Below are 13,550 nucleotides of genomic sequence, written 5' to 3'. Positions count from 1 at the left end.
TTTCGTAAATACATACTTTAGAATTAATTTATCTAGATATAACACACACGGAGAACAGATGTCACACACACAAGACGTATCAAACTCAACTATTGAGAAACTTGGTTTTGACCCAAGAAATTTAAAAGTAAACTCTGGTGATCTTAATCGTGAACTTGCAAAGAATTATATCAGTGCAAGTGATGAAGAAATTAAACAGATGTTAAACGAACTAGGTCTAACGACACTAGAAGAATTATTCTCTCATATTAAAGACGATGTAAAATTCTCATCAAAAATTCCTTTAAAAGAAGGACTATCTTATGATGATCTCGTTACTAATCTTGATGAACTATCAAAAAAGAATAAAATCCCTACAAACTTCTTAGGTGATGGACTTCCACAGTTTAAAATTCATGAGATCGTTCCATATGTTTGCAATATTAGAGGACTAACAACAGCATACACTCCTTACCAACCAGAAAGATCACAAGGAACACTAAACACTCTTTGGATCTACTCAAGTGCAATTACAGCACTAACTGGTTATGAAGCGGTTAATGCGTCTTTATACGAAAGATCAACTTGTTTATTTGAAGCACTAAAGACAGGAGTACGTCTTGCACGCAAGAGAACAAAAGTATTAGTAAGTGAAGCAATCTATCCTCAAGATAGAAGTGTACTTGAAACAAATGCTGCACATACTGATCTGGAAATCCTATGGGCACCAATTAATAAAGAAAGCGGTCTAACAGACTTCGATAAAGTAAAAGAGTTACTTGAAACAAATAAAGAAATTGCTGCATTTGCATTTGGCCAAGTAAACTCACTTGGTCTACTAGAAGATGTTGATGCCTTAACTGACCTATGTCGTGACAACGAAGTATTCTCAATTGCTATTATCGATCCAATGCTACTTGCTAAGGGTGGTTTAAAGAAGCCAAGTGAATACGGTAGTGACAAGGCCGGTGCAACAATGATCGTTGGTGAAGGTCAACACCTTTGCCTAGACGCAAACTATGGTGGACCAGGTTTAGGTATCTTTGGAATTCGTTTTAACGACGCAAATAAGAATCAAATTCGCCAAACTGCTGGACGCTACGTAGGTAATGCAGTTGATATGAATAATCAAGAATGTCTTGCGATGGTACTATCAACTCGTGAACAACATATCCGTCGTGAGAAGGCCACAAGTAATATCTGCTCAAACCAGTCATTTGTAGCAACAATTGCAGGTGCTGCACTTTTAGCACTTGGTGATGAAGGTTTATCAGATAAGCTTGCAACTTCAAGACAAAACACTCAATACTTCCTTTCAAATATTCTACACCTAGATGGTGTGGAGCTTGCCTTTGATGCTCCTTACTTTAATGAAGTTGTTCTAAAGCTAGATAAGAAAGTAAGTGACATGCTTGCCTCAACTGAAGATCTAGTTGCTGGTAAAGATATTAGTGGCCGCCACAATCTAGAAGGAAACCTATTAAAAGTCTCTTTTGGTGACCAGCACACTCAAGAAGATCTCGATAAATTAATTGCTGCTTTTAATGCAAATTTTTCAGCGCAAAGTGAATCAGAATTCTTCATGCCGGAAATCCCTCAAACATATATAAGAGAAGATGCGCCAGGGATTGCAACTTTCACAACAGAAGAAGTAAAAGCATTTTACGACAAGTGTGGAAGCTTAAACGTTTCTCCAGATGATGCCATCTACCCTCTTGGTTCATGTACAATGAAATACAATCCATATGTGAATGACTGGGCAGCAGGGCTTGCTGGCTTTACAATGGCACACCCAGACCTAGATGATAAGTATACTCAAGGAACACTTGAGCTACTTTACAATATCCAAGAAGATTTTAAGGCGATAACAGGACTTCCAGGACTTGTTACTCAAGCAGTGGCCGGTGCACAGGGAGAACTTGTTGGTATCAAGATGTTCCAGGCCTATCATGCAGATAGAGGTAACGCTGAAACTAAGAATGTAATTCTTATCCCACGCTCTGCCCACGGAACTAATCCAGCGACTGCCGCAGTAGCTGGTTTTGTCCCAGCTAAAGTTGACGGGAAACAAGTTGGTATCATTACTTTAGATGCTAATGAAAGAGGTCAAATTGATCTTGAGCAACTAAAAGAGATTATCAAAACAGATGGCGAGCGCATTGCTGGTATCATGGTAACAAATCCTAATACAGCAGGTATCTTTGAAGAGAACTTTAAAGAAGTAGCGGATCTTATTCACTCTGTTGACGGCCTAGTCTATATGGACGGTGCGAATATGAACGCTATTGCAGGGATTGTTTCTCTTGAGAAATTAGGAGTGGATGCTTGCCACAACAACCTTCATAAAACTTGGACTATACCACACGGTGGAGGTGGACCAGGAGACGCTATCGTTGCTGTAAGTAGCAAACTTGTTGACTATATTCCAGGAACTCAAATTGAGAAATTAGCTGATGGTTCATACAAGAAAGTACGTGCTCCAAAATGTATTGGAGACTTCCACCGCCACGATGGAAACGTTGCTCACAAAGTACGTGCCTACACTTATCTAAAGGCCCTAGGTCAAGACGGTGTTGTGACAATGTCACAAATTGCAGTATTAAGCGCACGCTATCTTTTCCAAAAGCTTAAGGATGTTTATCCAATGCTGCCACATGGAGCGGATGAAACACCACGTATGCACGAATTTATTATTACACTAAGTGACGATATGTTTGCTCATATCGAAAAGTCAGGAACTCTTAAAAATCAGATTATTGCAAAAGTTGGAAAGTTATTCCTAGACTTCGGGCTTCACGCACCAACAGTTGCTTTCCCAGAAGTATTTGGTCTTATGATTGAACCAACTGAATCTTTCACAAAGAAAGAGCTAGATGATTTTACTGATGTTCTAGTAGCAATCAAAAATGTTCTTTCTGATTCTCCAGAAGTACTACACACAGCACCTCACTTCACTGCTGTTAGTAAAGTTGATGAGGTATGGGCAAATAAGAACCTTAAGTTCTACCGTACCCTAGATAAACTTTGGGAGCTTCCAAGTGACGAGATTTCACCTAAGATGTTACGCACGAAAGACACACTAGAAATTGTTAAAATGATTCAAGACAAGCACAAAGAATTAAAACAATAAGAAAAAAAAGGCCTGCAATGCAGGCCTTTATATATATTAGGTGTAGCAGAAATTGAAAAACATACGAATAATTCGAGAATAACAACAACACGAAAATTAACACGAATTTGGGGAACAAAGAACAACAACACAACTTTATCGATATGTTTATTCATCAATCCCTGCTACATTAATGAGTGGTTTATACGACGTGATTTGAGATGTTACAACCTATCATTTTTGCACATGTAAATATTACAACAGTAGTTTGTTGACCTAATGGCCTTCATTAAAAATTCTTAAAAATGTAAGAGAATCACGACTTTTCACAGTAATATTTGTTTCAAAATCACTGTCTAAAACGATTTATTTTCTTACTATAGAACTTCGTATTCTCAACATCCTGAAGCTCTACACTTAAAGCAAAAAGTAATTGGTTAAAAAGGAATGATGCCTCATAGCGAGATTCGTATTTCTTAGCTTCACCAAGCGCCTGCTCAGCACCAAAAACCTGCTTATAGGTAAGTATATAGAGGTAGCTAAAATAAGCATTATCTTTATTCAAGTCACTCGCAGATTTAAAATAATCAAGGGCCTTAGGATAATCTCCTAGTCGCGTGTAATGCATACCTAGTGCAGTTAAAACACTGCCATCCTGTGGGTTTTTATTCAATGCCTGCGTTAAGATTTGTACCGTCTGTGCTTCATTACCAATTGAGCGATGAAGATCGGCCAAATTGATATAGGCCGCAATAAAATATGGATACTTCTTTATGGAAGCCTCAAGAAGTTGTGCAGGTGTTTTAGGAAATAGGCCAAAGCGAGACAAAGTTGCCAGTTTAAGAATATTATCAGGAGCATCACTATGAAGCTCTAACATAGTTAGTAGAGAATCAAGCTGAGGCCTAAGATCAATGCCTGGAGCCTTTTCAAAATTAAGGCCATGAGTTGCTAGAACATAAACCGCTGAGAAAGATAGAAGCTTAGGTCCTTTTTTTGCTAAATCGATAATGGCCGTCTGAAGCTGTGAAATATCTGGAAAGTTTAACAACAATTCCAATGTCGCTTTTTTTATCAAAATTGAATCACTACTTAATAACTTCTCGTAATCGACTTTCTTCATGCTAGGAAACTCTCTTAGAAGAACAATGGCCGCGGCCCTTTTCATCTCTGGCATGTCAACATTATTGATATACGACAGTAGTCGATTTTTATTTTTAAAATTCCCCTTCTTCATTTCACCAATTATCTCAAGGAGCTCATCTCTTGTTTTAAGATTTGGAAACTTAGTTTGGAACATCGAGTTCATCTTCTCTTTTGAAATATCGCTATGACAAGAAGTACAACTATTAGGTACACCATAGGAAAGAGAATAATCAGGCCTAGGAATGACAAATTTATGATCGGCCCTCATATCAATTCCCATAAAGGCCTTTTTAGGCATGTGACAGTCGACACAACTTGCACTTGCGATTTCATGTCCATGATGGGCCTTTTTATCATAAGAAAGATCGTGACACTGTAAACAAAGAGCATTTCCTTCTTTTTTAAGTTTACCACTATGAGGATTGTGGCAATTAATACATTTAACACCATTATGGAACATTTTTGATTGGAGAAAAGAGCCACCTACAAAAGCTTCTTCTTTCTGCTGGCCATCAATATGGTACTGATTATCATTTACAATCGTCAGAGAGAATTGATTAAAGAAGTCAGCAGCAAAGTCAGCATGATCACTCATGTCTTCTCTTAAACTGTGACAAGTAAGACAAGTCGTGTTTGCATCATGTTCTGTAATATACGTATGCACACCACCATCTTTTGCAGGAATAATCTCTTTATAACCATTTGTTGAATTACGCCAAAAGCCTTTGTTTGTCAGATTAGAGTCTCTATCTTCTAAAGGCATACTGGCCCACTTAAGGTGTGTACTAGCATCACCGTGACAAGAAAAGCATGAGACATTTTCACTTAAAGACTTAGTCTTATATGAATCAGTTTTAAAATCATAAGACTTATCTAAGCCTGAAGAGTGGCAGCTTGCACAGCGATTATTCCAATTATTAACTCTATTATCCCACTTTAGTGAATCACTAAGGTGTGGATGATTTACTTGAACTTCACTTAAAGTATTAAACCACCTCTTAGCTTCGATATCCCAAGCAATTGGAGGTACTTGGAATTTACCATCTTTTCCAGTATCAACAACATATTGCTGAAGTGGATAATGTCCAAATGTATAAAGAACTTTATAATCGAGGCCGTTGATAGAAATATAAAACTGACCTTGTTTCTCGACAAATAGATACTTTGTTCTATTTGCTTCAAAAACTTTATTATTAAAATCACCTTTTACAAATTCCTTAGTCCCCTTATTCATTGAATGAAAATGATCTGAGCTGCTCCACTGAGATGCGACATCCTCGTGACACTGAAAACATGTTGATGGATCATTATTACTCTTTAATTGTTCATAAGAAATTTTTGTGGGATCAAATTTTGTAACTTCTAGTTTTTTATTAAAACACGAAGGAGCAGCAATAAGAACGAGAACAAAGAAGATGATATTAAGTATAATTTGCACTAGTTAAGCTCACTTATGTGATTACCATACTTAAGTGATGCCATTTTGAGATCTCTCTTAAGCGATAATCTTTCGAAGTGTGGCCAATAATCTTCAGACTGCTTAGATTCTAAAAAAAGATCGGCAAATAGTTTTTCAATACCGACAATGGCCTCTTCATTAGAAATATTAGATATAGCAGAATCATCAATACCATAATTTTCAAAAAATGACATCAGAGTAAGCTCATTAGCATCATGCGCAAATCGATATAAGTAGTTGATTAGTCCAACTGCATCTCGCTTTTTTATAATCTGTTTGAAAACACGTCGATTATTATACTCTTCTTTTAAATTATTATAAAAATATGCGAGTGATTCTCGATTTAGTCGATAGAGATAAAAAACAAACACAAGAACTAAAGCGATGACACAGATTAAGAGTTTAGTCTTAGTAGAGAAGTAAAATCCTCCCAAGTGTATTATTATATTTTGTAGTTCACTATTTTGAATTTCATCATTATCTATATCAAAATAACGAATCCTTGTGGGCTCAAGCTTAACGCTACCAGCACGATTAAAGACGACAGTTATCTTTTCTCTTATAATAGATTTCGCTTCTCCACGATCAAAACGATCATCCTTTTCAAGTACTTCATAATAAAACGAGACATCATCTTGCCTCTTAAAACGCATTTGAGGTAAAAGCGCCACACTTGTCTGACTCGCTTCAATTTTGTATTCAAAAACAAGAGCATCTGAGTCTTCATTTTGTTCACTAATTTGAGTGAGGCTTTCCTCAACTCCCGAGGCAACAAAATCATAATTAGCTCCCACATCTTCAACCTCAAAAGATGGGCCAGGCAAAAAGATTTCTTCACGGCCTTTTACACCTGTCGATTTATTACGAACAGTAACGGCAAGTCTAACGCCTTCAACAAGAAGGTTACCACTATAACTTGGAAAGACTTGAATACTCTGAGATTTCAATAAAAAATTGCCAGAAGACTGAAGGAAGTACTCGCGAGTGCTTTGCTGAGTTGCTAGTCCTTTGGAAAAGTTGATATCGAGAACTCTAACATCAACCTCTAAGCCTTTTTGATATTTTGTAAAAAGATCGAAAACAACTAATTGTTTTGGAACAATCTTCCCTTCACCTGCTCTTACAAACGAGAACTCAATCTCGCCTGAGTTCAAATAACTTTTTATTCCATTTAATGCATAAGAATGACGATGAAAAACCAGTATAAAAAATGAGAGGAAATAAAATATTGATCTATTCATTATCAACCTCATCATTATCAGATTTTTTAGTTTCTATTTGCTGATCTATGATTTGAATTTTACGGGCCAAAAACTCTCGCAGAGGTGAATGAACTTTATTCATCCATAAATCGACATTTAGAGCATCTTTTGATTCCCTTGAATCTTTTGTATTTGTCTCTAATACCTTGGCCCCGCGAGATATCTTAAATTTCTCACGGTAGAGTTTTGTCTTCTCGTCCCCTTCGGCCCTTTGGGCCAAACTAGTTGCATCAATCTCAGCAACAAGTTTTTTCATAATCTCAACATTTTGCATTGCCTTCTTTGCATAAGGGCCACCACTCTTAATAATCTTTTCGTATTCTAATTGTGCTGATAAGTAATAACCCATATGTGCAATGCAATTTGCATTTGCAAATCTCGCAGCAGGAGAATCAAGGCTTGAAAAATATAGCTGAGCATTCTTAAAGTCCTCAGCCAAATAATAAGAGAGGGCCTTACTATACTGATCATCATATTCTTTAGCGGCCTTCTTAAAATAACCGAGCTTAAAAAATAAATGGCCTTGTTGATTTGAAGTTAAGAATGGATCCAATATTATATTTGCTTTTACAGTCTTTGGAGAGAAGCAAACAAAAATAATAAAACAATGAATAACGGCCACCCAACCACGCCTAAAGTACATAACAAAAGGGGCAATGCATAGAAAGAGTAGATAATAACCAAGATCATGCCAAGGAAGATCACTATCGCTATCTAGGGGGTAATACTTTGTTAAATAAGCACTCACTTGAGCAATATCACTATTATCATTAGAGAACTCTATATAATTACCATTTCCTACTGAAGCAAACTTCTGCAGTAAAGTAGGATTAAAAGTATTGCTATCTAATTCAACTTCTGGTCGGCCTACACCATACACAATTAAGTTAACATCATTGGATTCAAGACCACGGGCCATAATTGGAATCGATTCATCATCAACTTGATCAGAGATAAAAATTAAGTTTTGCCCCTGGCCATCTTTTGAAAAGGAAGATGCCACTACTTTCTCAAGACTTGATAAGCGCAAGAGTTCACCTGTTACAAGAGAGGTATCAAGTGCTGTAATGAAATTATTTAAGATATTAAAATCTCTTGTAAAGGGAAGAATTTGATATGAGTTACCAGATGTAACAACAAGAGAGTAATAAGAGCCTTGAGTAACTTTTAATAGATCGATAATTTTTAATTTTGCTCTTTCAATACGCGATGGTGATATATCAATTGACTCCATTGATTCAGAAAGATTAAAGACAAGTATTGTTTTAGATTCATTCTCATCAAAGGATGTCCTTACCTTTTCAAAACTAGGTCCACTAGCGGCAAGAATAAGCATAAAAGCTAATGCTAGCGCCCATAACTGTGGATCTTTAAGGTATTCTCCTCGTTGTTTTACAACAAGAGCATTTAAAATATCACGGCCAAAATATTGTCCAAGCTCCCCCATCTTCTTACTTCGTAAATAAAGTACAGCAAATAGAGCTACAATAATAAGCAAAAGCAGCCACCATGGCCTAATGAAGTGGAAGGCAGCAATATTAGTATAAAAGCGTATAATAAATGCTTTAGCTAGCGCCAAGATTTCACTCATTGCACACTCCTATGTCTAAAGCGTCGACTAGATATCACGATAACAATGGCAAAGAGATATAATAATAAAATTATAATAATTGGGTAATAAAAGAGGTCGTACTTTGGCCGATATGTTAATCTTGTCATTTGCTGAACTTCAATAGAGTTGATTTCTTTAAATGCCTCTTCAAGCTCTTTCTCATTCTTGGGTAAGTAAAATCGGCCATTAGTTAACGTGGCGATCTGTTTGAGTGTATTTGTATCAAGGCTATTCTCACCTACAGTAGTAGGATCTCCATACCCCAAAACATAAATTCTAATATTCTCATTTTTAGCTATTTGAGCAGCATCAATAGGACGAACTTCACTACCTGTATCATTGCCATCAGTTAATAAGATGAAAACACGTTCTTTAACCTTAGTATCTCGAAATCGCTTAATTCCGAGTCCAATGGCGTCTCCTAACCTGGTACTAAGACCGGCCATCCCGACACTAGATTGCTCAACAAGTGACACAAGTGATTTTTTATCATTTGATAATGGGGCCTGAAGGTAAGCAGAGTCTCCAAAGACAATAAGTCCTAGAAAGTCATCACTTCTTTCGTTAATAAATTTTGTGATATTCTTCTTCGCAACATCAAGTCTTGTCTCACCAGTTTGGGTATCTTGATAGCTCATCGAGCCAGACAAATCCAATGCGATATAGAAGCTCTTTGAAGAAATATTTTTTATTATTTCTTTACCACTCATGACAGGCTTAGAAAGAGCGACACAAAACAAAACCCATGAAATTATTAATAAGGAGTTTTGAATATGTTTACGTTTTCTAATATTTTCAGCACCTGCTGCTGTTTGCATACTTTCAGCAACGATATTGTAAAATGATGCTCTAATAGAAGTTTGTCGCATCCTAAAAGGCTTAAAAAGGAAATGAACAAATATTGGCAATAACACAATCAGAAAGAAAATAGGATGCTCGAAACTAATCACGATACCTCCCTAAAATAACTCCAATATCTAAAAGCATTTTCTTTTTTAAAATGATTTCATCTTCAACATCTATATTTTTAGCTGAATAGATATATTCATTAAGCTCATCTTGCTCAAGTTGAGAATACTCTCCAAGTCCATTATCAACTAAGAATCGATCATTAATTTGCTTTTTAAACCTTAATTTGAAAACTTTTTTATATAAGAGATAAATATCTTCAACTTTATCCTTATTAGTAAGGCCCTTATAGATTCTGAGATAGGGGCCATACTTTTTCAGATAAAGAATACGTTGATAAATATAGTAGAGAACAAAACTAATTATTATAATGAGCAGTAGGGCCCATCCCCAAGTTTGTGGCAACAATGAGACACTACTAACTTCAACAGAAACTTCTTGTATTCCTTTAATCGATAGATTCCCAAAATACTCATGCTTAATTGTTTCGAGGGCCTTACTCATGAAAACGCCTCTGTTTTAACTGAGTAAAAATATTCTCATGAGTATTTATTTCAAATATAGGAAACGATAATTTCCGACATAGGCCATAAAGTCTATCAATATGCTTATCCCAATTTTCTTTATAAGCATTTTGTAACTTCTCCCCTTTCGAGTTAATAGTTAGTTCATCAATACTATTTGAAATGACAAAATTACTAACCTCTGGAAGCCTTGTTTCATTTTGATCAACAATATGAGCTAAAACTAACTCATTCTTATTGGCCAACAACTTCAATTGTGTAAAAGCACCTTCATTAAAATCCAAAAAATCGGAAATAAATATAATGAGAGAATTCTGTCTAACTTCATGTCTAAGACGCTTTAAGGCTTCTTCAACCACATCCATCTTATTAGTCAAACTACTTACATCGAGTTTACGATTTGCGCTCTCTAACTCACTTAATATAGCAACAGATCTTGCTTGTGACTTTGATGCTTTTATAAAGCTATGTCCATCATTAGAAATAACAAAGGCCCCGACTGGGTCTTGGTTATTTACAACACTCCAATATGAGATACTTGCTAACTCACAGGCCACTACAGACTTCATTTTACTTGTTGAACCAAAGAACATGGTTGAGCTTTGATCAACAACTAAGTAGACCGGTCTTTCTTTATCTTCGGTATATCTCTTAACAACAGGCCTAGAAAGTTTCTGTGTAAGTTTCCAGTTCATATTTCTGATATCGTCTCCTAGACGATAATTATCCATCTCTTCAAAAATTAGGCCTTGGCCTTTTACTTTAGATGCGAACCTTCCTACATACTTGTTCCTAATCGGACGATCAATGAATGTACGAAAATGAACCATCTTAGCTTTAAGCTCCATTAGATAGTTCTTAGATATGTAAATCGTATTCTCTTGAATCATTGTTTTTACAATACAGCTACTGAGTCTATTATTTGATCAATTATATTATCGGCCGAGACTCCATCAGCGATGGCCTCATAACTAATATATAATCGATGCCTTAGAACTGGCTTCATTATTGAACGCACGTGATCGGGAGTAACAAATTCGCTGCCACAAAGCCAGGCCTTGGCCTTAGCAGCAATATCTAGCGAGAGGGTCGTACGAGTACTAAGTCCCATTGTTATATACTTACGTGTATCATCAGGGAGCTTATCGCTACTTCTTGTTGCATCGACAATATCAACAATATACTGATCAATTGCGTCCGAAGAAGTAATCTTTTGAATTTCATTTCTCGCCTCAAAAATGATCTCTTCACTTGAGACACTCTTGATCTGTGGAGCATTATAATTATCTCGAATTAATTGCATAATTTTCATTTCATTATCCTTATTAGGATAATTGAGAATTAACTTAAAAATAAAGCGATCTAATTGTGCTTCAGGAAGCGGATATGTACCATCTTGTTCAATTGGGTTTTGAGTTGCTAAAACCATAAAAAGTTTAGGTAATTTATGAGTAACACCATTTACTGTAACTTGCCTTTCTTCCATGGCCTCAAGAAGAGCTGATTGTACTTTTGAGGGGGCACGGTTAATTTCATCTGCCAAAAGAAGATTGTTAAAAACAGGTCCTTTACTAAATTCAATACGGCCCTTACCACTTTCATCAGTCAAATATAACTCAGAACCAACAACATCTGATGGGAGTAAATCTGGAGTAAATTGAATACGACCTAAATCGGCACCAATCAGTCCGGCCAGGTGTTTTACCGTTGTCGTTTTACCTGTTCCAGGATTACCTTCAAGAAGAACATTTCCATTACATAGAACTGCAAGAATGATCTTTTCAATGATCTCTTCTTGACCAATGATTCGATTATTTAATTGTTCTTGAATATTTTGAATTTCATTTAAAACAGACATAATCATTCCAAATATAAATATGGCGAACACTAGGTCCGCCATATCAAAGTAAGTTATTTCTTTTTATTTTGCTGGAGAATATTTCTTGTAATATCCTTCATACTCCATGAGTCAGCAGCTTGACTTGGTGGGTACTGCTTGAATGTTTCAAGAAACTTCGATGTAACATCCATGGCCATGTAAACGTAAGCCGCTTTGTACTGCATCCAGTCCCAGTATGTATTCGAGTTTTGGTCTGCTCTTTCATAAGGGTCACGACGAAGATTGAATACCTTTGAAACACGAAGATCAACAAATGGTTCGGCCCATAGTGCCATTGTCTTTGCTCTTTGTTCAGAGAAAACAACTTTCCAATCTCCCATACGAACGGCAACAGGAACACCCTGATCATCTAAGTAAATGAACTCATTACGAGGAGACTTCTTTTCCTTACCTTCAAGATATTTTGTAAGATCAAACCCATCTAAGTGAAGTTTAACCTTCTTTTTACCAATACGAGTTCCCTTAAGAAATTTCTTATTGATATCAGAGTATCCTGCCCACTTTGTGATCGTCGGCATCCAATCAAGTGTAGAAACAATTTCATTTGAGATTTGACCAGCTTTAATCTTCCCAGGAAACATAACGAGAGCAGGAACACGGTAAGCACCTTCCCAGTTCGTATTCTTTTCAGATCTAAATTTTGTAATACCAGCATCTGGCCATGTATTGAAGTGAACACCATTGTCAGTTGAGTACATAACAAAAGTATTATCTTTGATCTTATTCTTCTCTAAAGAATCAAGAAGACGACCTACATACATATCGTGTTGTACGAATACATCGTTGTAGTCACCTTGACCTGAAAGTCCTTTGGCCTCTGGACGAGGGTGTGTACGGTAATGCATTCCAGTTGTATTTACCCATACAAAGAAAGGCTTCTTTTTCTTAACAGCATCAGTCATGAATTTAATTGAACGATTAACAATATCTTCATCAACTGTTTCCATTCTCTTCTTTGTCAGTGGACCAGTATCTTTTACTTTTCCATCGGCAAATGAGTGAAGAACTCCACGAGGACCAAATTTCTTATGAAACGCCTTGTCTTTTGGATAGTCTGGATCTTCTGGCTCTTCCTCAGCATTTAAGTGATATAGGTTTCCATAGAATTCATCAAAACCGTGTTTTGTCGGTAGATGCTCATCTCTATCACCTAGGTGGTTCTTTCCGAACTGACCCGTAACATATCCTTGAGTCTTTAATACCTCTGCAATTGTGATATCGCGATCTTGAAGTCCAGCCTTAGCACCAGGAAGCCCAACTTTTGAAAGACCTGTTCTAAGAGTTGCTTGTCCTGTGATGAATGCTGAACGACCAGCTGTACAAGATTGTTCAGCATAGTAATCTGTAAACATCATCCCTTCTTTAGCAATTCGATCGATGTTTGGAGTTTTATAACCCATAATACCGTGACTGTAGGCAGAGATATTTTCAACACCAATATCATCTCCCCAGATAATTAAAAAATTTGGCTTTTTTGCGGCCTGGGCACTAACTGAAATAGCACCAACACAAATAAGACCAATTAAAGATTTAAAACCTTTCATCAGTTCTCCTTAAATTGTTAATTTTGTTAACTTTTCTATAAAGAAATTATTGACTAAGAGTATGCCCAAGACACTCAATTAAGTAAATTTAAAAAATAAATAAGAT

The 13,550-nt window shown here is 36.4% G+C and carries 9 protein-coding genes; 1 reads left to right on the top strand and 8 read right to left on the bottom strand.

Translation table 11 applies throughout. The annotated features are described in order from the left end of the window. Positions 1 to 58 precede the first annotated feature (58 nt). The gene (gene gcvPB / locus ACMAYL_RS01190; protein WP_412469509.1) at positions 59 to 3,109 is read left to right on the top strand and encodes an aminomethyl-transferring glycine dehydrogenase subunit GcvPB; all 3,051 of its coding nucleotides are present in this window, start codon (positions 59 to 61) and stop codon (positions 3,107 to 3,109) included. Between the two features lie 328 nt (positions 3,110 to 3,437). Here gcvPB and ACMAYL_RS01185 read toward each other — a convergent pair whose 3' ends face one another. The 8 genes from ACMAYL_RS01185 to ACMAYL_RS01150 all read right to left on the bottom strand — a co-directional run bounded on the left by ACMAYL_RS01185 (position 3,438) and on the right by ACMAYL_RS01150 (position 13,444). Next, complete coding sequence (locus tag ACMAYL_RS01185) at positions 3,438 to 5,672, bottom strand: ammonia-forming cytochrome c nitrite reductase subunit c552 (protein ID WP_412470603.1); 2,235 nt, start codon at positions 5,670 to 5,672, stop codon at positions 3,438 to 3,440. Beyond that, on the bottom strand, positions 5,672 to 6,847 hold the full coding sequence (locus ACMAYL_RS01180) for a hypothetical protein (protein WP_412470602.1): 1,176 nt from the start codon (positions 6,845 to 6,847) through the stop codon (positions 5,672 to 5,674). Before ACMAYL_RS01180 ends, ACMAYL_RS01185 begins: the two co-directional genes overlap by 1 nt. Positions 6,848 to 6,926: 79 nt before the next feature. Further along, positions 6,927 to 8,546 carry a vWA domain-containing protein gene (locus ACMAYL_RS01175; RefSeq protein WP_412470601.1) on the bottom strand — a complete coding sequence of 540 codons (1,620 nt, stop codon included), beginning with the start codon at positions 8,544 to 8,546 and terminating at the stop codon, positions 6,927 to 6,929. Then, a complete protein-coding gene (locus tag ACMAYL_RS01170; RefSeq protein ID WP_412469505.1) occupies positions 8,543 to 9,436 on the bottom strand; it encodes a VWA domain-containing protein in 894 nt (297 codons plus the stop codon). The genes ACMAYL_RS01175 and ACMAYL_RS01170 overlap by 4 nt, the downstream gene beginning before the upstream one ends. A 73-nt stretch (positions 9,437 to 9,509) precedes the next feature. Beyond that, positions 9,510 to 9,980 carry a hypothetical protein gene (locus ACMAYL_RS01165; protein WP_392992048.1) on the bottom strand — a complete coding sequence of 157 codons (471 nt, stop codon included), beginning with the start codon at positions 9,978 to 9,980 and terminating at the stop codon, positions 9,510 to 9,512. Then, on the bottom strand, positions 9,973 to 10,890 hold the full coding sequence (locus tag ACMAYL_RS01160) for a DUF58 domain-containing protein (RefSeq protein ID WP_392992050.1): 918 nt from the start codon (positions 10,888 to 10,890) through the stop codon (positions 9,973 to 9,975). Before ACMAYL_RS01160 ends, ACMAYL_RS01165 begins: the two co-directional genes overlap by 8 nt. A gap of 5 nt (positions 10,891 to 10,895) precedes the next feature. After that, positions 10,896 to 11,858, bottom strand: coding sequence for an AAA family ATPase (locus ACMAYL_RS01155; RefSeq protein ID WP_412470600.1), 963 nt, complete (start codon positions 11,856 to 11,858; stop codon positions 10,896 to 10,898). A gap of 53 nt (positions 11,859 to 11,911) precedes the next feature. After that, positions 11,912 to 13,444 carry an arylsulfatase gene (locus ACMAYL_RS01150; RefSeq protein ID WP_412469502.1) on the bottom strand — a complete coding sequence of 511 codons (1,533 nt, stop codon included), beginning with the start codon at positions 13,442 to 13,444 and terminating at the stop codon, positions 11,912 to 11,914. Positions 13,445 to 13,550: the final 106 nt, after the last annotated feature.

Source organism: Halobacteriovorax sp. RT-2-4, assembly GCF_047085445.1.
Taxonomy (GTDB): domain Bacteria; phylum Bdellovibrionota; class Bacteriovoracia; order Bacteriovoracales; family Bacteriovoracaceae; genus Halobacteriovorax_A.
Note: the sequence above shows the minus strand (reverse complement) of the source record. Positions and strands in the feature narration are given on the sequence as shown.